The sequence below is a fragment of the Streptomyces sp. NBC_01224 genome (assembly GCF_036002945.1).
Classification (GTDB): Bacteria; Actinomycetota; Actinomycetes; order Streptomycetales; family Streptomycetaceae; genus Streptomyces.
This window is the reverse complement of the sequence record NZ_CP108529.1, coordinates 7719751-7741165: the sequence shown is the minus strand read 5'-3', so window position 1 is coordinate 7741165 and position 21415 is coordinate 7719751. Positions and strand designations below refer to the sequence as shown.

Sequence of the window (21415 nt, the reverse complement as noted above, 5' to 3'; positions counted from 1 at the left end):
CCGTCGCGTCAACCACCCGGATGCGGTACGAAGTCCGGTGTGAACGAACAGAATCAGCCCGCGACCGTTCGCGTGTTCATCGCCCTCGCCCCGCCCGACCACGCGAAAGAAGAACTGGCCCGGGAGCTGCGCCCCGCCTATGACGCACACCCTCGCATGCGGTGGAACCGCATCGAGGACTGGCACATCACCCTGGCGTTCCTCGGGGAGCTACCGGCCGAGACCGTCCCGCTCCTGCGCCCGCCTCTCGCCAAGCTCGCAGCGGACCACCAACCACTCTGTTTGGCACTGCGCGGCAGCGGAAACTTCGACGACCGGGTGGTGTGGAGCGGAATCGACGGAGATCTCGATGACCTGCACATGCTCGCCGCCGATGTGCGTACCGCGGTCAAGAGCTGCGGTGTCGCCTTCGAGGATCGCCCCCTGCGCCCACATCTGACATTGGCCCGTTCCCGCCGAGGAGATCGATCCTCGGCAGCAGAAATCGCCGAAGGGTTCGCCGGATTCACCGGCCGCCGATGGCCTGCCGACCGTCTGCACCTGGTCGGCAGCAACGTCGGCCGTAGCCGCGGACCGATCCACTACCGCGACATCGAGGCTTGGGCACTCGGCAACGAGAACTCCACTGGATCTTGAACGAACCAACGGGCGACCCGGGGAAGCGTGATCACCCCGGGGGTCTCCCGCAGAACTCGCGCCTCAGGCGCTGGGCGATCACAGCACCGTGTTCAGCGGTTCTGCCGGTCGGCGGGGCCGTGGCTGCCCGTGGGCGAAGTGTTCTCGGTGGCGGCCCAGCTGGCGAGAAGCTGCAGGGCGTCGTGGTCGGGGGTGCCAGGCGCGGCGGTGTATGCGGTGAGGGTCATGCCGGGCTGCGCGGGCAGTTCCATGGCGTTGAAGTCCAGGGTGAGGACGCCGACGGCGGGGTGACGGAAGGACTTGCGGCCGGTGTGGTGGAGGCGCACGTTGTGCTTGGCCCAGGCGGTGCGGAATTCCTCGCTGCGGGTGACGAGTTCGCCGATCAGGCCGGTCAGGTCGCTGTCGTGAGGAGCGCGGCCGGCTTCGGTGCGCAGCAGGGAGACGGTGGTGTTCAGGGACTCGTCCCAGTCGGGGAAGAAGTCGCGGCCGTGCGGGTCGAGGAACTGGAAGCGGGCGATGTTGACGGGGTGGGGCGTGTTCTCGGTGAACAGGGGGGAGTAGAGGGCGCGGCCGAGGTAGTTGGTGGCGATGATGTCCAGGCGGCCGTTGCGGATGAAGGCCGGTGAGTCGGTCATGGACTCCAGGACGCGCAGGACGCTGTCAGGTAGTGGGCCGCGGGCGCGTTTGGTGCGACGGGTGGGGCGTTTGGCCGCGGCGCGGGCCAGGTCGTAGAGGTGGGCGCGTTCGGCGTCGTCCAGTTGGAGGGCGTCCGCGACGGCGTCGAGGACTTCCTCGGAGGCGCCGGCGAGGTGGCCGCGCTCCAGGCGGACGTAGTAGTCGATGCTGACGCCGGCCAGCAGGGCGACTTCTTCGCGGCGCAGTCCGGGCACGCGCCGGTTGCCGCCGTAGGCGGGCAGCCCGGCCTGCTGCGGGGTGATGTTGGCGCGGCGGGAGGCCAGGAAGGCGCGGATGTCGCTCTCGGTACTCACGCATTCCAGGCTAAGCCGGACGGTGCACGGGTGGGGGGTCCTGTCAGTACCTGTAACGGCAGACCCTTCTCCACCTCTTTGAACTGCGGTTTCCTCGATGTCAGCAGCGGCGGGAGCCCCTGGAACCGACTGGGGCCAGGGCTCCGGAGACTGCCGCAAGCCCGCTTCCGCCACACAGTGGTCCTGGCCGGCTCGCCCCGTTTTGATCAAGGAGTCATCGCATGCCGAAGCAGTCCGCCCCCCAGGAGCTCGCCGCAATCGCGCCCAAGCTCGTCGAGGTCACCAATGAGGTCCTGTTCGCCGACGTATGGGAGCGCCCCGGCTTGTCCCCGCGGGACCGCAGCCTGGTCACCGTGAGCGTGCTGGCCGCCCTCTACCGCAGCGAGCAGCTCGGCTACCACCTGGGCATTGCCCTGGACAACGGCCTGAGCGTGGAGGAGCTGTCCGAGGCCATCACCCACCTGGCCTTCTACGCGGGCTGGCCCAACGCCATGACCGCGATCAACCAGCTCAAGAAGATCGCCGACGACCGCAGCGCCGACTGACCCCTGCTTCGTTCTTCTGCCGTCATCCAAAGGAGCATCCCCTGATGAGCAAGGTCTTCTTCATCACCGGTGCCGGGCGCGGTCTCGGTGCGGACATCGCACGCCAGGCCCTCTCGGCGGGTCACCGGGTTGTGGCCACCGGCCGACGGCCCGAACGCGTCTTCGAAACGCTCGGTGGCAAGCAGGAAAACCTGCTGGCCACGGCCCTGGACATTAACGACCCGGCCGCGGTGCGAAGCGCGGCTCGGGCCGCCGTCGACCGATTCGGCCGCATCGACGTGCTGGTCAACAATGCCGCCAACTTCTACGCGGGCTATTTCGAGGAGATCTCCGACGCGCAGATGCGCCAGCAGATCGAGACGAACCTGTTCGGCCCGATGAATGTCACCCGCGCCGTGCTGCCCGTCATGCGCGCCCAGCGCGACGGCCACATCATCACCATCTCTTCCCTTGCCGGCGCCGTCGGCCTGGAGTTCTGCGTCGCCTACGCCGCCGCGAAATTCGGCGTCGAGGGCTTCATGGAGTCTCTGCGCTACGACGTTGAGCCGTTCAACATCCGCATGACGATCGTCGAGCCGGGCTTCTTCCGCACCGAGCTGCTGGTGGATGCCTCCACCACGTGGGCGGAGCTGTCCATCGACGACTACGCCGAGCGCACTGCGGCCACCAAAAAGGTGTGGGAGTCCATGAACGGGCAGCAGGCCGGCGACCCCGCCAAGCTCGCCGCCGCCCTGTTGACGATCGCTGGCCAGGAGCAGCCCCCGGCCCGCTTCGTCGCGGGCGCCGACGCCATCGAAGCCGTCACCGCCAAGGCCAAGGAACTGCTCGCCCAGGCCGAAGCCTCGCGTGAGCTGGGCGCCTGCCTCGCCCACGACGACGCTGCCTGAGCGCCGGCCCCACCTGCAGAGCGGCAGCCTCACCAGCATCTGCCCTCTCCCATCACGTAGTGACGATCGAGGAAAAGAGTCATGGAACACATCACCGACACCCCCACCCTCAAGGCCCCGGCCGAGCGCTTCACCGGCGACGTCTACCTCAACATGATCGAGGCCCCCACCGAGCCGGCCCGCCTGGCCGCCGCTCTGGTGCGCTTCACCCCCGGCGCCCGCACCAACTGGCACTCCCACGCCCTGGGCCAGGTCCTGTACATCGCTGACGGTGTCGGCCTGGTCGGCACCCGTGACGGCAATATCGTGCGGGTCAGCGCCGGCGAGACCGTCACGTGCCCGGTCGGCGAGGAACACTGGCACGGCGCCACCGACACCAACCTCATGGCGCACATCGCCCTCGTGGTCGGTGACGGAAACGGCGACGGCACCACCTGGCTGGAGCCCGTGACCGACGAGCAGTACGCGGATGCCCTCGCCGGCAGCCACTGACCAGCCGGCCCGCCCGCCCCTCTGCCACGCCTCCGGCTCTCCGACTCCTCGTCATCTTCGTCCCGGCCGGAAGCAGCCGGATCGCGCCGGGGTCGCAGGGCCCCGGCCGGCTCGGGGGCACGGAAGGCGTAGCGGCCCAGGACTTTGAGGCCGACGTGCCAGAGCAGACAGAGCTCGGCGACATCCTCGTCGAGCACTTCGTGGCCCTCCGGCGGGCTCTCCCGCAGGCGGGCCACAGCCGAGTCGTAGCGGGCCGGGGTGGTAGCCGTTGGCGATCCTGCCACCGCCTGGTTGCCCGAATACCGTGTCTGTCGAATACGAACGCTCCACCAGTGTTCCCGGCACAGCACCGAAGCCGTCACCGGCGCGGTCACCGGCACACTGTCCGCCCCGACCACGGCCCTGCTCGGACGCTTCGACACGAGCGGCCAATTGCGGTACGCCGACCGCACCACCGTTTTTTGACCGGGCCGCCCGCCAAGCCCTGGCAGTCGAAATCCCGCCCGGCCACGCCGGTCATCCGTGGACCGGATGGGCCTTCTCCGCCGGGTGGGGGTCGCGACAGCAGCTCCAACTCCGGCTGGTCGAACCGGTCATCGTCGCCGAGGTCGCTGTGGACGTGTCCTTGGATCCATCGGGACGGTGGAGGCACCCGGTCCGCCTCATCCGGGTACGCACCGACCGTGGCGCCCTCCGAGACCCCCTGGTTCGGCGAGGGCATCTAGCTGCGGCGCCGGTCCGCTACAGCCCGGCCGACGTCTCCTCGGCGACAGCGGCAGGAGTGTCGCGGATTCCCAGGCGCAGGTGTTCTACGTGGTAGAGGGCCTGGTCGAGGAGTTCGGCGACGTGGTTGTCGTAGAGGGCGTAGATGATCGAGCGGCCGTGGCGTTCGCCGGAGACCAGGCCGAGGTTGCGCAGCAGGCGGAGCTGGTGGGAGCAGGCGGAGGGTTCCATGTCGACGGCGGCGGCGAGGTCGCCGACCGAGCAGGGGCCTTCCTGGAGGCGGGCCAGGATGTGGAGCCGGGAGGGTGTGGCGAGGGCCTGGAGGGTGGCGGCGACGTCGGCGGTACCGACGGCATCAAGGCGCTCGCGGGTGGTGGCGGTGTTGGCGGTGTCGGTTCCGTGGCCCATGGAGCCATCATAGCGGCGACACATGAAGATCTGTTCAGATGTTCCTGTATGGTGAATGCGTTGCCCCGTCCGCCCGTGAAGGGTTGTTTTGTCATGTCTTCAGTCCTGGACCAGCGGCCCGCACCGGCCGCTGCCGGGCCGCGTCCGGCGGCGCCGAAGCGGCGTACGCGCATCCTGGCGCTACCGGAGTCCCGGTGGGCGCTGGTCGCGCTGGTGCTGTTCCTGATCGCCCTTCCGCTGAATCTCGTCGGCGCCCCGGCCTGGCTGTGGATCCCCCTGTATGCGGCCGTCTACGTCACCGGCGGCTGGGAGCCGGGCCGGGAGGGCCTGAAGGCCCTCAAGGACAAGACCTTGGACGTGGATCTGCTCATGGTCGTCGCGGCGCTCGGCGCCGCCGCCATCGGCCAGGTCCTCGACGGCGCACTGCTGATCGTCATCTTCGCCACCTCCGGAGCCCTGGAGGCCGTCGCGACCGCCCGCACCGCCGACTCGGTGCGCGGCCTGCTCGACCTCGCGCCGACCACCGCGGCCCGGCTCCTGCCCGGCGGCGGGGAGGAGAGCATCCCGGCCGACTCCCTCACGGTGGGCGACACCATCCTGGTGCGGCCTGGCGAGCGGGTCGGCGCCGACGGCCAGGTCCTCGACGGGACCAGCGACGTCGACCAGGCCACCATCACCGGCGAACCGCTCCCGGTGGCCAAGCAGGTGGGGGACGAGGTGTTCGCCGGCACCGTCAATGGCACCGGCGCCCTGCGGGTCCGCGTCGAGCGTGACCCGGCGGACTCGGTGATCGCCCGGATCGTGAAGATGGTCGAGGAAGCCTCCGAGACCAAGGCCCCCACACAGCTGTTCATCGAGAAGATCGAGCAGCGGTACTCGATCGGCATGGTCATCGCCACGCTGGCCGTCTTCGCGATCCCGCTCGCGTTCGGCTCCGCTCTTCAGCCCGCCCTTCTGCGCGCGATGACGTTCATGATCGTCGCTTCACCGTGCGCGGTGGTGCTGTCCACGATGCCGCCGCTGTTGTCCGCGATCGCGAACGGGGGCCGCCACGGCGTGCTGGCGAAGTCGGCGGTCGTGATGGAACGCCTGGGCCAGGTCGACGCGGTGGCGCTGGACAAGACCGGCACCCTGACCGAGGGCACCCCCCGTGTCACCAACATCCGTCCCCAGCCCGGTTCGGGCCTGGACGAGGAAGGGCTGCTGGCGCTGGCGGCGGCGGCCGAGCACCCCAGCGAGCACCCCCTGGCGCGCGCCGTCGTCCAGGCCGCCCGCGAGCGGAGCCTCCCCCTCGCCGAGGTAAGCGATTTCACCTCTGCCCCCGGCGCAGGCATCACCGCCACCATCGACGGACGCACCATCCAGGTCGGCTCCCCGACCCGCCTCGCCCCTGCAGGCGGCCTGGACATCAGCGCCGCGGTGCAGGCGCTCGAAGACGAGGGCCGCACCGCGGTCCTGGTCCTGCGCGACAGCAACCCGGTCGGGGTGCTGGGCATCGCCGACCGGCTCCGCCCGGACGCGAAGGCGACGGTGGTCACGCTTACCGAACTGACCGGCCGGGCCCCGGTCTTGCTGACCGGCGACAACGAACGCGCCGCACGTCATCTCGCCGCCGAGGTCGGCATCACCGATGTCCGCGCCGGGCTGCTCCCGCAAGACAAGGTGAGCGCTGTCCAAGCATGGGAAGCGGAGGGCCGACGGGTACTGATGATCGGCGACGGCGTCAACGACGCACCCGCGCTGGCCGCCGCACACACCGGCATCGCGATGGGCAAGGCAGGCTCCGACCTTGCGCTGGAGACCGCCGACGCCGTCGTGGTCCGCGACGAACTCGCCACCATCCCCGCGATCGTGTCCCTCTCGCGCAAGGCCCGCCGCCTCGTCGTGCAGAATCTGGTCATCGCCGGGATCTTCATCACCGCACTGGTGGCCTGGGACCTGATCGCCACCCTCCCGCTGCCGCTCGGCGTCGCCGGCCACGAAGGCTCCACCGTCATCGTCGGCCTCAACGGTCTGCGCCTCCTGCGCGAGCACGCTTGGACCGGCACCCTCCACAAGGACGTCCCTTGAGCAAACGCACCCGCCGCACCGCCGCCGCAACCAGGGCGACCGGTGCTCGCTGCACCGTCACCGTCTGCCGCGGATGCTGCTGCGGCACCCCGGCCAAGGTCCCCCACCTCGACCACGAAGCCCAACTCACCGACCTGCGAACCGCGCTGGCCACAGTGGCCATCGTCCGCCGCACCGACTGCCTCGACGCGTGCGAGCGCGCCAACGTCATCGTCATCCAGCCCTCCGCCGAAGGACGAAAGGCCGGAGGCCGCCCGGTCTGGCTCGGCCAGGTCAACGACCCCGGCGCCGCCACAGACATCACCACCTGGGTCAGCAACGGCGGCCCCGGCTTGGCCGAACCGCCAGACATCCTCGACCTCTACAGCTTCCAACCCTCACGCCGCGTTCGAGCCGAACTCCACGACGAATAGCAGCAACCCCGCAATGTCGAATGCCGGGGCCACCCGCATTTCAGGGTGTGTGGCAGGCTCGCCTCCAGGGCGCCCCGCGATGTAGCGGCGCTCCCTGGACTGCGGTCCCTGCCCCAGAACTCGGCCGATGCTCTCGCGCTGGGACTGCTGGTCTGTCAGGAGACGGTGCGGCCAAGGTAGGCGGCCAGACGGTCGAGAGCGCTCGCATCTTCGGGCACTGACTGTGGCGGAGCGAAGGATCCGGCGGTGGTTCGGGGCAGGTCACCGTAGATCTCCCGTACGACCGGAAGGGCCGACTCGGCAAGATCCGGGACGAAGTCGTGGGGGCCTCCGCAGGCGTTGAGCTCCCTGGGAATGCCCGACCTGCCTCACGCACGAGATGGCGGATGAGCGGCGGCAGGACACCGATAAGGGGCGAGTCCAGATGCCCCGCGACCTACGATGCGGCCATGACGATCACGTATGAGTGGCGCGGTGACTTCGACAACACAGACCTCAACGTACTTCATGCGGAGGCGTTCGGGCACGGCCAAACGCTCACCGACCGGCACGCACAAGTGCATCGTCACAGCCTCGGCTGGGTCTGCGCACGAAAGGCCGACAGGCTGGTGGGCTTTGTCAACGTCGCCTGGGATGGCGGCGCCCATGCCTTCATCCTCGACACGATGGTCGCTCAGGACCTGCGCAAGACCGGCGGCGGAACCGAACTCGTGGCCGCAGCAGCCCGAGGAGCCCGTTCGGCGAACTGCGAGTGGCTTCACGTTGATTTCGAAGAGCACTTGCGCCCCTTCTACTTCGACGCCTGCGGCTTCAGACCGACGGACGCAGGACTCATTGCTCTGCGCTGAACCACCTTCGTCCCCTACCACGGGCGCGGTCGGTGCGGAGAAGGGTGAAGGTCCGACATGCCGCAACCGAGGATGCCTTCGTCGTCGGCTTCACGGGACCACGCCGCAGACCCCAGCGCCTGGTTCCGGCGATCGAATCTGGCAGGCAAGTCCGTGAACGCGGCCCGCGGCGCCCTCGACTCGGGTACCTCGATCACAGTGGTACGCGACCGGAGACCGCATGGTGCTGATGGAGAGCAACTGGCAGGTCTGCACCCAGTCCCCGAGCCCAGGGTCGCGCTGCGCGGACAGCCGGTCGAATTCACCGCGGTCAAATTTGAGGAGACCTGTCCGTAATCAGCAATCAGCGCTGCTGCAGCCGCTGGTCTCAGACACGACGATGCCCCCGCCACCCAGAATGGGCAGCGGGGGCATCCGTGCTCAAGCGGCGTCCTCTGCGGCCGGCGGGATGTCGGGCTCGAGGAACAGCCCGGCGTACTGCGGCTTCGGCTGCTCCTCGACGATTCCGAGGTCGACGAGCGTCCCCATGTCGGCGGCGCTGTCGTCGAGGCGCCGCTGTGTCTGCCGCGGCGGAATTTCAGCCATCAAGTCTCCTGTACATGGCGTTAGCTGTGAGAGCCCCCAGGCCGAGCAGGTTGCGTGACTGGTCCGGGGACGGCGTCTCGGCACCAGTCCGGCGGCACACCAGGGCATCCGGATCATCCGGTGGGACCTGGAGAGAGTAACCGTCCGGACAGGTCTGCCCGTCGGCGCCGTCCTTACCGTTCTTGCCGCCCGCGCCTGGCGGGCCGGCAGGACCGCTGTCTCCCTTCGGGCCGATGACGGACCGGCCGTCCGCGCCTGGGGCACCCGTGGGGCCTGGAGAGCCGACGCCGGCAGCGCCGTCTTCACCGTCGGCACCAGGGCTGCCGCTCGGGTCCACGGATCCGTTCGGGCCGATCGAACCTGGCTCGCCCTGATCGCCCTGCGGCCCTGATGGGCCGACGACGGATGCCGTTCGTCATCTACCGCGTGCTTCTCGGGCTGCTCCTGTTCCCGCTGGTGACGGCAGGGGTGCTTAGCCCGCACGCGGGCGAGTCGGCGGGCCAGCGCTGTGTACGCGTTCCCACGAGGCCCGGGAGCCGGCTCCTCGTCCGCCGGCTCAGCGCTTCGCCCTGCGGTGGGCCAGCAGTCCGCCTGTCACCAGCCCGACCAGCAGCGTCACGGTCAGTACCGCCCAGAGCGGCAGGGTGACGGTGGGTACCCACAGCCGGATGCCGACCGATTCGGTGTTCGCGGCGATGAACCAGATCGCGAGACCGATCAGTACCACGATCCCGACGGTGCGTATCCGTACGTCCCGGCCCTTGACGGAGAGGGTCGGCGGGGCGTGCGGTCGAGACGTCTTCTGTGCCATGGTTCCAGTATCGAGCGATTCAGCCGATTAGTCCTGGCAGGTCTCATTCATCGCGCGCTGCGCAGCGGGCTCGGTGCCGGCCACCGCCACACCACCTCGACGAAGTGGCGTGGCGGTGAGGGTCAGGGTATGTCGCCCTGCCAGTCCCACCGGTCGAAGTCGCCGTCCCTGGGTCCGTACTCCGCTCGGCCGCCCGGGCCGAACCGCCCGATCTCCGTGTTCAGCGCCGCCCCCTCGCGCAGTGCCGTCTCCGTCCAGCCGGTCACATCGAGGAGCAGCCCGTCGAGCGGGCCGCCCACCAACTCCCGGTAGGAGTGACCTGGCTGGGGCCCCGGATCGGGATCGTCATGGTCGGCGCCGTACACGCGCCGCTGCCGCATCAGCTCGTCCATGGGGGCAGGATCGCATCCGGCACTGACAATCGCAGCGGGCCGGAAGCCTCACGGCCCGCACCGGTGCGTCGCCTCGAACGAGTCCTTCGGCGGCTGGACCAAGACCTTCACCGACCCCCGACTCTGCGCGGCCATCGTCGACCGCCTCACCTTCAACGGCACCATCATCGAAACCGGCACCGACTCCTACCGCCTCGCCAGCACCCGAGCCCGAACGGAAGAAGCAGCCAAGGCCGGTTGACTTGTCGTGAGCGTTGGGGTCGGCTGAGTCGTGTCACCGCTGCTCTCCGGCAGGCTTCTGCCCACCCATTCTGCCGGTCACGGCTCTTCTGGATCTTGCCTACCCGTGCCAGCCTGGGGCGGCCGGGGGGACTTGGTCGGCTCGCGGATGGGGGCAGCGTGGGGGACATTGCGGTGCAGGTGAACAGCGACTTCGACGGCCGGTTGAAGTGGCGCTGTCGCTATCTGATCCACAGAGCCCGCCGCCGAGGCCGGACCGGGCTGCTGTTCCAGGTTGACCTGCGCGACCCTCCCCGCAGCATGTCACCCAAGTGGTGCCTGGTGTCCGTCACCGAAAGTGGGCGTTACCTCTGCAGCGTGGGTCGAACCAGCATCAGGAAGGTTCGATTCATCCCTTTGCCCCCAGGTCCGCACTCGCTGCACCTTGAGGTCATGCGGTCCCGCAGACGCCGCTCCACACAAGTCCAGCGGAAGGTTGTGCTCGACCAGGGAGACATTCTGCTGGTGACGTGCGACCCGGTGCAGCCGAACGTCTTCTACCGCCGCAGTCCCGCGGTGGACACCTGGAGCGCGCAGATACTTCAGCAGCACCGAGCGGATTCGCATGCCTGCTGAGCTGGAGCTCGCCGTGGCGGCCCAAGAGGCGACGTCATTAGTCTGACAATCCGGCGCTGAATTTCACTTCTGCTGCTCGACGGCCAGCCGCCCGGACGGGCGGCTGGCCGTCCCACGCCCGCGGCCACTAGTGCCGTCATTTCTCCTCGACCTTCACGAGCCCGTTGATCGCCAACTGACTCCGAAACCCGTCGACAAACGCTGTCCTCAGAGATCAACGAAGCCACCGCGGGCGATCACGGCCACGCCCGACAGCAGCCCGACAAGGAGGATCGCCCAGCCCGACCGCAGAGCGAGAGCCATCCCGGCGGGCCCCTGTGGACGCCGCGCGAACGAGGCGACCGCCCCAGGTGACCGCGACGAGTGTCAGGCCGAAGGAGAGCCCGAAGGTGACCGGCTTGCGCCAGGACACCGGACCGCCTCAGGGACCGCCGTCGACTGCGAGGACGACCAGGTGAAGCAGCCCCGCGACGACGAGCTCCGCTCCTGTCGCGTAACAAAGCGCTTCGATCGGACGCAGGTTCCGCCACCTTGTGATGAGGAGCAGCGGGCCGGCGCCCACCGGCTCCGTCACGATCGTCGAGACTGCGGACCGGTTCTCCACGGCCCGATGCATCCCTCGGTCTGCGCCCGGCGGGCGTCGTACCCGCGGAGGCGGTCGCCCTACGCCCCCGGAGTACAGAATTCTCACCCTCTCCCGTACGCCGCCGCCGTCGGTGCCTCACACGTTCTCGCCGAGAAGTGACAACTGGGTCTCTCACACTTCCTTCAGCAGCGTCGCCGTCGGGCCGTACGCGGTCAGCCGGCCGCCCTCCAGCAGGTGCACCGCCTCGGTGTAGGAGGCGATCAGGTGGAGTTGGTGGCTGACCACTGCGATGGCCATATTGCGGGCGGTACGCAGGTGTTGCAGGAGCTCCATGATGCTGACGGCCGTCTCCGGGTCCAGGGCCGAGGTGATCTCGTCGCAGAGCAGGAAGTCGGGTTCGGTGGCCAACGCCCGGGCGATGGCGACACGCTGGCGCTGTCCGCCGGACAGTTCGGCGGGATAGCGGTCCGCGAAGTCGGCGGGAAGTCCGACCTGCGCCAGGAGGTCCGCCACCCGGGCCGGCACGTGGCCCTTGGCCACGGTGCGGTGGAGCCGTAGCGGGCGGGCGAGTGCGGCACCCACGGTGCGCGAGGGGTTGAGTGTGCCCAGGGGGTTCTGAGGCACGAGCTGGATGCGCCGGTGGTGTTCGCGCCGGCGACTGCGGGCCGTGACTCCGAGGGCTTGGCCGTGAAGGGCGAGGGCGCCGGCGTCGGGCCTGTGCAGGCCTGCCAGAACGCGCAGCAGGGTCGTCTTGCCGGACCCGGACGGCCCGACGATGCCGGTGGCGGACCCGGGCGGTGCGGTGAAGTCCACGGCCTCAAGCGCATGTCGGATACCGCCTCGGTGGCGGAAGGCGACGCTTACACCTCGCGCGGTGATCCCCTCCCCGGCGGGTCTCCGGTCGGACCGGGCCGGCCGCGGCGCGGGGACGCGGGCCTGCGCAGGGGTTTGCCCGGGTGCGCAGAGGTGGACGACATGGTCGGCGCAGGCTTCGACGAGTCCGGGATCGTGGCAGGCCATGACGATGGCCAGGTCTCGGCTGGTGGCGACGGAGCGCAACAGGGTGGCGATCTCGTCGCGCAGCGTCTTGTCGAGTCCGGCGGTGGGCTCGTCGAGAAGGAGGATCTCGGGGGACCGGGCCAGCGCGCGGGCGAGGGCGACGCGGCGTTGCTGACCGCCCGAGATGTCGGTAGGCCGGCGGTCGGGCAGTCCGCCGTCGATGGGCAGCAGGCATTCGCGCAACAGGGCGAGGACGGCCTGCTCACTGCTGTCGATGGCGGTCTCGGCAACGACGCGACGGATCCTCATGCGGGGGTTGAGTGCGGATCCGGGATCCTGTCCCACGTAAGCGATCCGGGTGCGTCGCAACTCGCGCAGGTCTGCCGCTGACAGGCTGGGTACGTGGTGACCGAGGACGTTCAGGGTTCCGGCGGTGATGGCGGCACCGGCCGGAACGTGGCCGAGGAGCGCACGTAGCAGCGTCGTCTTGCCCGACCCCGAGGCCCCTGTCAGGGCTGTGATCTGCCCGGCGCGGATGTTCAGGCCGGCGGACCGGAGCAGGACGGGGCCGTCGGGGACGCGTATTTCGAGGTCGGTGACGCTTGCCAGGGGCACGTCGGCTCCGGGCTGTGCCCGGTTCGGCTGCCCACCCGGAGCGTCCCGGGGGGCGGCCGCGTGAGGGGCTTGGCTCATGAGCTGGTGACCTCCTTGGGTACGGAGCGGGGGATGAGGAAAGCCGAGGCGAGGTTGGCGCTGATGGCGAGAGCGGCGATGGCCAGGCTGGGGGCGATCACTCCCCATGGGTTCAGGAGGATGCCCGGTGCGTTCTCGCGGATCATCAGGGCCCAGTCCGCGGCCGGGGGTTGCGGACCGATCTGGAGGAAGCCGGCCATGGAGATGACATAGACGGCTTCGACGAAGCGCAGGCCGAACAGGGCGAGGACGGTGGCGCGGAGGTTGGGCAGCAGCTCCCGTGCCGCGACGTACCAGAGCTTCTCTCCGCGGGCTGTTGCCGCTTCGATATACCCGGAGCCGGCGAGGGGCGCGGCAGCGCTGGCGACGATGCGTACGGCGTAGGGGGTGCCGAGGACGACGGCGGCGCTGATGACGGCCCATCGTCCGCCGCCGGGCCAGGCCAGGGCGATCAGCATGATGCCCAGCACGGGCGGGAGCAGGATGAATACGTCGGCCGTTCGCTCGACGGCGCGGCCCAGGGCGGGGCGAAGCGCGGCACAGCAGCCCAGCAGGGCGGCCAGCACGGTGACGACGACGGCGACCAGAAGGGCGCTGCCGATGAGGGCGCTACCGCCGTGGAGGAGACGGCTCAGGACATCACGCCCGAGTTGGTCCCCACCCAGGACCGCGTCGGCACCGGCCCGGGCGTAGGGGGCCGTTACGGGCTTGTCGATGGGGTGGGCGGCCAGGAAAGGTCCGGCCAGGGCCAGGATGACGAGCAGCAAGCCGGGTACGACGCGTGGCAGGGCGCGCCGACGGGTGCGGCCCGGACGCGAGGTCGCGGTGGTGACGGCGCTCATGGGCGTGCTCCGAGGATACGAGCGCGGATCAGGTCGGCGGCAAGCAGGACGAGAGTGATGGCGGTACCGGCGCAGACCACGACGCCGGCAATCAGCGGGGTGTCGCGGGCGGCCACGGCGTTGGCCAGCACGGTGCCGATCCCCGGGTAGTTGAAGAGCGTTTCCACGACAACGGTGCCGCCCAGGAGCATGCCGGTGGAGGTGGCGATGCCCGTGGCGATGACCGGTATCGCGCCGGGCAGCGCGTGGCGCAGCACGACCTGGCGTATCGGAAGGCCGTCGAAGTGGGCGGCCTCCACGTGCGGGGTGGCAGCCTGGTCGGCGAGCGCGCCGCGCACGATGCGGGTGTTCCAACCCGTTTGTGGGATGACGAGGGCCAGGACCGGCATGATCAGCATGGTCCAGGTGGCGGGGTCGCCATCGGCGCCGGTGAGCGTGACGGCGGGCAGCCACCCCGTCCACAGGGACAGGACGAGCAGCAGGCCCACGGAGATCACGAACTCGGGCACCGCGAACGCGGAGGTGGCCGCGTGTCCGATGATCCGGTCGACCGGGCGGCCCGGCCGGGCCGCCGCCCAGCAGCCCAGGGCGAGAGACGCCGCTACGGTGAGGAAGAACGCGCTCGCCGCCAGCAGCAGGGTGTTGGGAAACGGGTCGGCGAGCAGGCTGGTGACCTTCTCGCCGCGGGCGGAGGTTCCCAGGTCCCCGGTCGGCAGTGCCGTCATCCAGTCCCAGAAGCGTTCCCATACCGGCCGGTCCAAGCCCAGCAGATGGCGTCGCGACGCAACGTCGGCTGCGCTGTCGCCGCGTTCGGAGGTCGCGGTGGCGGCGTCGCCGGGCAGCAGCTCCACGGCGGCGAACACCGCGGCGAGGAGCACGGCGAGCATGAGCATCCGCCGCCCCACGACCGCTGCGATGCGGCCGAGGAGCAGGAGGGCGCGGCGTGGCATGGAGGCCGGCCCCGTGCCGGGGGTGCCGACCACCACGCTGTGTTCGGCCGTCCGGCTCAACTCAGCCACACGTTCTCGAGCTGGACGCGTCCGTAACCGGCGAGTTCGGGCAGGTCTCGGACCTTTGAAGCGGCGAGGTCGATGCCGTCGGCCATGCCCCACAGCAGGTAGCCGGACCGGTCGAACTCGATCTGCTGAAGCTCGCGCAGAACGGCTGCCCGCGCCTTCTCGTCCGCAGTGGCGATGACCTTGCGGTAGGAGGCGTCGAACTCCTTGTCGGCCCAGGCCGCTTCGTTCTGTCCGGCCTCGCTGACCAGCGTCTTGGAGGCGAAGAACACCACGGAGTCGTTGGTGCCCCAGTACGTGGTGTACAGGTCGCCCTTGAGCCAGGTCTTCTCGTAGAAGGCCCCGGACTCCTGCTTGACGACCTTGATCTTGATGCCCGCCTCCCTGGCCTGGGAGGCGAACAGTGTCGCGGATTCGGCGAGGCCGGAGATGTCCTCGGTGGTCACCAGGTCGTACGTCTTCGAGAAGTCGAACTCCGCCTCGGCCAGCAGCTGCTTGGCCTTGGCCAGGTCCCGCTTGCGCTGCGGAATGTCCTTGGCGTAGTTCGGGTCGCCGGTACCCATGATGTCGTTGGCGACGGTGCCGTAACCGGAGAGGACCTGCTTGACCATGGCCTCGCGGTCGACGACCAGCCGCAGCGCTTCGCGGACGCGTACGTCGGAGAACGGCCCGCTTCCGGCACGCATCACGATGGGCATCGACATGTCGTCGGGGCGGCGAACGACTTGGATGTCCTTGCGGGACTCCGCGGTCCGGGCGGCGACGGCGCCCACGTTGGAGGCCACGTCGATCTGCCCGGCGAGAAGGGCGTTGGCCATCGCCTGAGGCGTCTCGAACATCGTGACCTCGATGGCGTCGAGGTACACCGTGCCGCCGTACCACTTTTCGTTGCGCACGAGACGCGCATTGCCACCGCGGTACCAGTCGAGCTTGAACGGGCCGGTGCCCGGCGCCTTGTCCACCGCCTTGTCGGAGGTGTCCTTCTTCATGACGAATGTCGCAAGACGCGTCAGGAGCGGCAGTTCGGCGTTGGCGTAGTCGGAGACGAGTACGACGGTGTCGGTACCGTCGGCCGTGATGTTCTCCGCCTTGATGCCGGGCAGGCGAGCCGCACCGGACGGGGTGTTGCGCAGACGGCGCAATGACCAGACGACGTCATCGGCGGTGACCGGGGTGCCGTCGTGGAACGTGGCGCCCTCGGCCAGCTTGAAGCGCCAGGTCTTCAGGTCCTTCGACGGCTCCCACGAGGCGGCGAGCCGCGGCACGGTGTTGGTCTTGGCGCCCGGCATGGCCAGTGTGTCGTAGACCAGAGCGATGACCAGGTAGTCGCTTTCATTGCCCTGGGTACCGTGAGGGTCGCGGGTGATCGCACCGGCCCGGCCGAGGGCGCCGATACGAAGCGTGCCGCCCTTCTTGGGCTTGCCCCCGGCTGCCGCCGGCTTGGACGTGGTGGAGTCGCCGCCCCCCGAACACGCGGCCAACAGCGCCGCGGCGCCTATCGCCCCGCCGGCCCAGAGCACTTGGCGCCTGTTGAAGTTCACGTACGTCCTCGATCCATGTGAAGCAACGAAAGATTGGCTTAGGGTTGCCTACCCTAATAGCATTCTTTTCCGTGTCACGACCACCCCCCGCACAGGAGCACCGACCCGCATGACCGTCTCCGGCCCGGGTGCGGCTAGGGTCGCCCTCGTCGACGACGGAGGTACGCACCCGGCGGAGGCACTCGATGTCGAGCCGACTCAAGCCCGCGACCTCCGCTCCCCCGGAGCGGAACGGGACATCGACGAGACCTTCACCGAACTCCGCAGGAACCGATGACCTCCATGCCGACCACACTCCTCCGCGACAGCCGGGCCCTGGCCACCCTCGCCGTCCCGCTGATCCTCACTCAGCTCGCACAGGTCGCCCTGACCACCACCGACACGGTGATGATGGGCCTGCTCGGCACACGGGAACTGGCGGCCGGCGGTCTGGCCATCGTCATCTTCAATCAACTGCGCACCATGGGCGTCGGCCTGGTCACCTCCGTCGGCAACCGGGTTGCCGCCGCTGCAGCCCGCACCGAGAAGGCGGCAGCCACCGCGGGCAATGACCGTGAACTCGCGTCTCGGGAAGCGCGAGAGGAGGTCCGCGGAATCGTCCGCGCGAGCATGGCGGTGGCCACGCTCGCGGGCCTGGTCGGGGCCGTGCTGATGGTCCTCATCGGTCAGGCCCTGACCTGGCTCGGGCAGGACGCCGCGGTCGTCGACCGGGCCCGGACGATGTTGATGGCGCTCGCCCCCGGACTGCTGCCCTGCTTGTGGTTCCAGGCCATTCGGCAATTCACCGTCGGCATGCGGCGGCCGCAGGCGCTGCTGCAAATCACCGTAGCCTCCATCGCCGTCAACGCAGGCCTGAACTGGGTTCTGATCCACGGGAACTTCGGGCTGCCCCGCCTCGGCCTGACCGGCATCGGCGTCGCCACCTCCAGCATCTACTTCCTGTCCTTTCTCGCCCTGTACGCAGCGGCAAGGAGGGACAGCGAGCTGGGGCCGCTGCTCACCCTGAACTTCACCAAGTCCGATCCTGCCACCGTCAAGCGGCTCATCGGGCTCGGGATTCCGATCGCGGCCACCTACGGCTCAGAAGCCGGTTTCTTCTCCATCACCGCGCTGATGGCCGGGTCGTTCGGACCTGCCGCGCTCGCCGCGCACACCGCGGTCAACCAGCTCGTCTACATCGTCTTCCAGGTCGCCGTCGGCCTCTCCCACGCAGCCTCGATCAACGTCAGCCGCGAACTCGCCCTGGGCCGCCACGAGGACGCCCGCCGGATCAAGAACACCGCGCTCGCGTGCGCCGCAGCCGTGATGTCCGTCGTCGGCGTCGTCTACCTCACTCTGCCGCAGCTGGTCCTGGAGCCGTTCCTGGACTCCGGCTCCGCCGACTCCGACCGGGCGCTCACCATCGCCACGCAGCTGCTCACAGTCACTGCTTTCCTGCAGTTCTTCGACTGCGCGCAGAACATCGGCGTCGGACTCCTGCGGGGTCTCGACGACACCAGGAGCGGTTTCCGCATCACACTCATCGGCTACTGGGCCGTCGGCCTCCCCGCTTCCTGGCTCCTCGCCTACCCGCTCGGCCTCGAAACCCCGGGCATCTGGCTCGGCCTGCTCACCGGCCTGGCGACCACAGCCGTACTTCTGCTCCGCCGTTACTCGGGCGCCCTCTCCACCCACGCCGGACATCACGGGGCCGTGGCGGAGGTCTGAGTCCGTCCGCGTGGCCGCGGGCGGCCGTCCGAGCGATCGACGCCTGCGTTGAAGTACGTCAGGGCGCGCCATGTTACGCGTGGTGGCATCTGCCCGGATCTTCCCGGGCAGATGAGGCCGAAAGGCCCTGCCATAAGACGTGTGCGCGTACCAGCCTGGGACATGTACAGCCGGAACCCGGAGGGAAATCATGACCATCACCCAGCTTCCCGTGATCGCAGCCGTCGACGGCTCGTCACACAGCCGTGAGGCACTCGACTGGGCCGCCCGCGAGGCCGTCCACCGGGGGCTCCCGCTGGTGATCGTGCACGCCCGGACGCCGAACCGGCGCACCGGTCAGGAGACACAGCAGCGCGAGGCTGAGGAACTGCTCACGCAGTCCGTACGAAGGGTGTCCGAGATCGCTCCGGATCTGCACCCGTCGACGCTCGCACCGCTGGACTTCCCCTCGGCGGCACTCACCTCACTGAGCCGTGATGCGTCGCTGGTGGTCGTCGGCTCGCGCGGTCTGGGCGGTTTCCGGTCCCTGATGCTCGGCTCCAACAGTCTGGCGACCGCCTCAATGGCCCAGTGCCCCGTCGTCGTCATCCACAACGGGCCGTCGGACGAGGACGAAAGGGAGGCCGCCGAAGCGTTTCCCGACATTGTCGCGGGCGTGGCCGCCGACGAGAGCAGTGAAGCGGTGCTGGAATTCGGCTTCGCGACGGCCGCTTCCCGGCCCGGTGCGCGACTGCGGATCGTGCATGGCTGGACGATGTTCTCCTCAATGCTGTCAGGCGGCCCGGTCTTCGACCAGGACGCAGCGGCAGGTGCGGCCGAGCGGACCCTCGCCGAAATCACCGCCGGCTGGCGGGAGAAGTACCCGCAGGTCGAGGTCGTCAGGGAACCGGTCGGCGGCTCCGCCGCACGCACTCTGGTCACGGCCTCGGCGACCGCGGCGCTGACCGTGATCGGGCGGCGCAAGGGCGGTGAGTCCCTCGGGCTCGGGCTCTCCCCCGTCGCACAGACCACGCTCACGCATGCGCTCGGCCCGGTGGCCGTGGTGCCCTGCTGACGGTTGTGCCGGCCCGTCGTGCGTGCACACCCCTTGGCCTCGGACGCCGACGGGCAGAGACTGACCCGATGACGCAGCGCGTGGATCTCTCGACCGTGATGGACCAGCTTTCCATCGATGCAGTGATCACCGGCTATGCGATGGCGGTGGACGACGGCGAATGGGTGGACTACCGGGCTCTGTTCACCGCGGACGGCCGCGCCGACTACCGCAGCGCGGGCGGTATCGAAGGGCCTGCCGCCGAGGTCGCCCAGTGGCTCGCGGAGACCATGCGGCTCTTCCCCGTACGCCAGCATCTGATCGTCAACCGCCGGCTCGACATCCAGGACCTGGGCGGCTACCCGGGCGACCGGGCCGAAGTGCGGGCCGACTACCTCAACCCGATGCGGCTGGACAGCACGGCGGGCGGCCAAGGCAGCTCCGGGGCAGGGGCGACCGCGCCGAACTTCGTCTCAGGCGGGCGGTACGCCTTCACGCTGTCGCGTACGGGGAACGGCTGGCGGATCCGGACCGTGACCGTGCACGAGAAGTGGCGCGGCACAGCTGACTCGCTCACCCCCTCCTGAGCCCGCCCGCCGATGCTTCCGCCCTCCCGCACCGGGAAAGAACTGCGGAACGGGTGTCCAGGGAGGACACTGCTGATCAGCAGGACGAGGAGGCGCGGCATGCGGATTCCGGCCAGTCGGCGCGAGCAGTGGGAGCGGGTGCTGCGGTCCGGCCGGTGGCGCGGCTGCGTCGCACTGCTCGCCGGTGCGCTGCCCGCGCTCGCGTTCCCGGCACCTTCCCTGTGGTGGCTCGCCTATGTCGGTCTGGTGCCGTGGCTGCTGCTGATCCGGTCCGCCGGTACGGGGCGCCGGGCGGCGCTCGACGGCTGGCTCGGCGGGGTCGGCTACCTGCTGGCCGTGCATCACTGGCTGATGCCGAGTCTCCATGTTTTCATCGTGATCCTGGCGGCCCTGCTCGGTACGCTGTGGGCGCCGTGGGGTCTGCTGGTCTTCCGGGTACTGCGCGCGCCGGTTTCCGTCGCAGCAGCCATGGCCGCGGTCGTCGTCGTGCCGTGCGGCTGGCTGATGATCGAGCTGGTCCGCTCCTGGGAGGGCCTCGGCGGCCCCTGGGGGCTGCTCGGCGCGAGCCAGTGGGAGGTGGCTCCGGCACTCCGCGTGGCATCCGTCGGCGGGGTGTGGCTGGTGAGCCTTCTGATAGTCGCGGTGAACACCGCCGTCGCCCTGCTGTTCGTGGCCGCCGCCCGTACGGTCGCCGTCGCCGGCATCGTGGTGTGCGCCCTGGCCGTGGGGACGATGGCGCAGTGGGCACCGCAGCCCGAGCGGTCGGGCGTGGCCAGGATCGCCGTCGTGCAGCCGGGTGTGATCGCGGGTCCCCACAGCGTGGAGCGTCGGCTCGCCGTCAGTGAGCGGCTGACCGGCGAGCTGGTGGGACGCGATCTCGATCTGGTGGTGTGGGGCGAGAGCAGTGTCGGTGTGGATCTCTCCCGGCACCCGGACATCACCGCCCGGATCGCGGCCCTCTCGCGTCGGGTGGGCGCGGATGTGCTGGTCAACATGGACGCCCGGCAGACCGGCGGATCGGGTCGGACGGGGATCTTCAAATCCGCGGTGCTGGTGGGTCCGGACGGACTGACCGGGGATCGGTACGACAAGATGCGACTGGTGCCGTTCGGCGAGTACGTCCCGGCCCGTTCGGTGCTCGGGTGGGCCACGTCGCTCGGCAAGGCGGCGGGCGAGGACCGGCTGCGGGGCAGCCACCCGGTGACGATGTGGCTTCCCGGAGCCGTCGGAGGGAAGGGTCTGCGCATCGGGCCGCTGATCTGCTTCGAGTCCGCGTTCCCCGACATGAGCCGGCACCTGACTCGGGACGGTGCGCAGCTGCTGATCGACCAGTCGTCGACCTCGACGTTCCAGCACAGCTGGGCGCCCGAACAGCACGCCTCGCTCGGGGCGCTGCGGGCCGCCGAGAACGGCCGCCCGATGGTGCATGCGACTCTCACCGGCGTCAGTGCGGTGTACGGCCCGCAGGGCGAGCGCATCGGGGCCCCGCTCGGTACGGATACGAGCGGGGCTGCCGTGTTCGACGTACCGGTGGCATCCGGTACGACGCTCTACGTACGGCTGGGCGACTGGCCGGTGCACGGGGCATCGGCGGTGCTGGCCGTGTTCTGCGCCTTCGCAGGGGTGCGATCGCTCCGGAGGCGCCACCGGGACGGGCCGGCCGCCGCGAGGGGTACGGCGGCCCCGGTGGTTGCCTCACCCGCCGAATCCAACGAATCCACCGGTCGCTCCAGGCCCTGAGCCCGGAGACCGGCCGG

The 21415-nt window shown here is 69.6% G+C and carries 22 protein-coding genes and 4 pseudogenes; 16 read left to right on the top strand and 10 right to left on the bottom strand.

The window, feature by feature from the left end; all coding sequences use genetic code 11:
- Positions 1-39: 39 nt before the first annotated feature.
- Entirely contained in the window at positions 40-636 is a 597-nt protein-coding gene (gene thpR, locus OG609_RS35025) for an RNA 2',3'-cyclic phosphodiesterase (RefSeq protein WP_327276496.1), read from the top strand.
- Between the two features lie 92 nt (positions 637-728).
- On the opposite strand, the gene OG609_RS35020 is transcribed toward thpR, so the two are convergent.
- Entirely contained in the window at positions 729-1625 is an 897-nt protein-coding gene (locus tag OG609_RS35020) for a helix-turn-helix transcriptional regulator (protein WP_327276495.1), read from the bottom strand.
- A gap of 221 nt (positions 1626-1846) precedes the next feature.
- Between OG609_RS35020 and OG609_RS35015 the strand changes: the two genes are divergently transcribed.
- From OG609_RS35015 to OG609_RS35005, 3 genes are all read left to right on the top strand, one after another.
- Positions 1847-2170: a carboxymuconolactone decarboxylase family protein gene (locus OG609_RS35015; RefSeq protein ID WP_327276494.1), complete on the top strand. Its 324-nt coding sequence runs from the start codon at positions 1847-1849 to the stop codon at positions 2168-2170.
- A gap of 44 nt (positions 2171-2214) precedes the next feature.
- A complete protein-coding gene (locus tag OG609_RS35010) occupies positions 2215-3057 on the top strand; it encodes an SDR family NAD(P)-dependent oxidoreductase (RefSeq protein ID WP_327276493.1) in 843 nt (280 codons plus the stop codon).
- An 81-nt stretch (positions 3058-3138) separates the two neighbouring features.
- Entirely contained in the window at positions 3139-3549 is a 411-nt protein-coding gene (locus OG609_RS35005) for a (R)-mandelonitrile lyase (protein WP_327276492.1), read from the top strand.
- Positions 3550-4290: 741 nt separating this feature from the next.
- Here the strand turns inward: OG609_RS35005 and OG609_RS35000 are convergent.
- Positions 4291-4680 carry an ArsR/SmtB family transcription factor gene (locus OG609_RS35000; RefSeq protein ID WP_327276491.1) on the bottom strand — a complete coding sequence of 130 codons (390 nt, stop codon included), beginning with the start codon at positions 4678-4680 and terminating at the stop codon, positions 4291-4293.
- A gap of 93 nt (positions 4681-4773) precedes the next feature.
- Between OG609_RS35000 and OG609_RS34995 the strand changes: the two genes are divergently transcribed.
- The 4 genes and pseudogenes from OG609_RS34995 to OG609_RS34980 all read left to right on the top strand — a co-directional run.
- Positions 4774-6750, top strand: a complete 1977-nt coding sequence (locus tag OG609_RS34995; RefSeq protein ID WP_327276490.1) for a heavy metal translocating P-type ATPase — start codon at positions 4774-4776, stop codon at positions 6748-6750.
- On the top strand, positions 6747-7163 hold the full coding sequence (locus OG609_RS34990; RefSeq protein ID WP_327276489.1) for a (2Fe-2S) ferredoxin domain-containing protein: 417 nt from the start codon (positions 6747-6749) through the stop codon (positions 7161-7163). Before OG609_RS34995 ends, OG609_RS34990 begins: the two co-directional genes overlap by 4 nt.
- Before the next feature lie 449 nt (positions 7164-7612).
- Positions 7613-8011 (top strand): GNAT family N-acetyltransferase, encoded by a 399-nt coding sequence (locus OG609_RS34985; RefSeq protein WP_327276488.1) that lies wholly within the window; start codon positions 7613-7615, stop codon positions 8009-8011.
- A gap of 138 nt (positions 8012-8149) precedes the next feature.
- Positions 8150-8347, top strand: a pseudogene (locus OG609_RS34980) (hypothetical protein); the annotation flags it as partial.
- 84 nt (positions 8348-8431) lie between these two features.
- On the opposite strand, the gene OG609_RS34975 reads toward OG609_RS34980, so the two are convergent.
- A complete protein-coding gene (locus tag OG609_RS34975) occupies positions 8432-8596 on the bottom strand; it encodes a hypothetical protein (RefSeq protein ID WP_327276487.1) in 165 nt (54 codons plus the stop codon).
- Positions 8597-9001: 405 nt separating this feature from the next.
- On the opposite strand from OG609_RS34975, the pseudogene OG609_RS34970 reads away from it, so the two are divergent.
- Positions 9002-9097: pseudogene (locus OG609_RS34970) on the top strand (undecaprenyl-diphosphatase); the annotation flags it as partial.
- Positions 9098-9152: 55 nt separating this feature from the next.
- Here the strand turns inward: OG609_RS34970 and OG609_RS34965 are convergent.
- Both OG609_RS34965 and OG609_RS34960 read right to left on the bottom strand, forming a co-directional pair.
- Complete coding sequence (locus OG609_RS34965) at positions 9153-9407, bottom strand: LapA family protein (protein WP_327276486.1); 255 nt, start codon at positions 9405-9407, stop codon at positions 9153-9155.
- A gap of 122 nt (positions 9408-9529) precedes the next feature.
- Positions 9530-9799, bottom strand: coding sequence for a hypothetical protein (locus OG609_RS34960; RefSeq protein WP_114248874.1), 270 nt, complete (start codon positions 9797-9799; stop codon positions 9530-9532).
- Between the two features lie 67 nt (positions 9800-9866).
- Between OG609_RS34960 and OG609_RS34955 the strand changes: the two are divergent.
- Both OG609_RS34955 and OG609_RS34950 read left to right on the top strand, forming a co-directional pair.
- Positions 9867-10040 (top strand): annotated as a pseudogene (locus tag OG609_RS34955) (ATP-binding protein); the annotation flags it as partial.
- Positions 10041-10471: 431 nt separating this feature from the next.
- Positions 10472-10654 carry a hypothetical protein gene (locus OG609_RS34950; protein ID WP_327276485.1) on the top strand — a complete coding sequence of 61 codons (183 nt, stop codon included), beginning with the start codon at positions 10472-10474 and terminating at the stop codon, positions 10652-10654.
- A 225-nt stretch (positions 10655-10879) separates the two neighbouring features.
- Here OG609_RS34950 and OG609_RS34945 read toward each other — a convergent pair.
- From OG609_RS34945 to OG609_RS34925, 5 genes and pseudogenes are all read right to left on the bottom strand, one after another.
- A pseudogene (locus tag OG609_RS34945) lies at positions 10880-11270 on the bottom strand (hypothetical protein); the annotation flags it as partial.
- A 141-nt stretch (positions 11271-11411) separates the two neighbouring features.
- Positions 11412-12932, bottom strand: coding sequence for an ABC transporter ATP-binding protein (locus tag OG609_RS34940; RefSeq protein WP_327276484.1), 1521 nt, complete (start codon positions 12930-12932; stop codon positions 11412-11414).
- The gene (locus tag OG609_RS34935) at positions 12929-13774 is read right to left on the bottom strand and encodes an ABC transporter permease (RefSeq protein WP_327276483.1); all 846 of its coding nucleotides are present in this window, start codon (positions 13772-13774) and stop codon (positions 12929-12931) included. The genes OG609_RS34940 and OG609_RS34935 overlap by 4 nt, the downstream gene beginning before the upstream one ends.
- Positions 13771-14661 carry an ABC transporter permease gene (locus OG609_RS34930; RefSeq protein ID WP_382902299.1) on the bottom strand — a complete coding sequence of 297 codons (891 nt, stop codon included), beginning with the start codon at positions 14659-14661 and terminating at the stop codon, positions 13771-13773. Before OG609_RS34930 ends, OG609_RS34935 begins: the two co-directional genes overlap by 4 nt.
- 119 nt (positions 14662-14780) lie before the next feature.
- Entirely contained in the window at positions 14781-16331 is a 1551-nt protein-coding gene (locus tag OG609_RS34925) for an ABC transporter substrate-binding protein (RefSeq protein ID WP_327276481.1), read from the bottom strand.
- Between the two features lie 109 nt (positions 16332-16440).
- On the opposite strand from OG609_RS34925, the gene OG609_RS34920 reads away from it, so the two are divergent.
- From OG609_RS34920 to lnt, 5 genes are all read left to right on the top strand, one after another.
- On the top strand, positions 16441-16608 hold the full coding sequence (locus tag OG609_RS34920; RefSeq protein WP_327276480.1) for a hypothetical protein: 168 nt from the start codon (positions 16441-16443) through the stop codon (positions 16606-16608).
- Between the two features lie 5 nt (positions 16609-16613).
- A complete protein-coding gene (locus tag OG609_RS34915; protein ID WP_327276479.1) occupies positions 16614-18038 on the top strand; it encodes an MATE family efflux transporter in 1425 nt (474 codons plus the stop codon).
- Positions 18039-18228: 190 nt separating this feature from the next.
- Positions 18229-19092: a universal stress protein gene (locus OG609_RS34910; protein WP_327276478.1), complete on the top strand. Its 864-nt coding sequence runs from the start codon at positions 18229-18231 to the stop codon at positions 19090-19092.
- 68 nt (positions 19093-19160) lie between these two features.
- Positions 19161-19658, top strand: a complete 498-nt coding sequence (locus OG609_RS34905) for a nuclear transport factor 2 family protein (RefSeq protein WP_327276477.1) — start codon at positions 19161-19163, stop codon at positions 19656-19658.
- Between the two features lie 99 nt (positions 19659-19757).
- Positions 19758-21398, top strand: a complete 1641-nt coding sequence (gene lnt / locus OG609_RS34900) for an apolipoprotein N-acyltransferase (protein WP_327276476.1) — start codon at positions 19758-19760, stop codon at positions 21396-21398.
- The last annotated feature ends 17 nt before the right edge of the window (positions 21399-21415 follow it).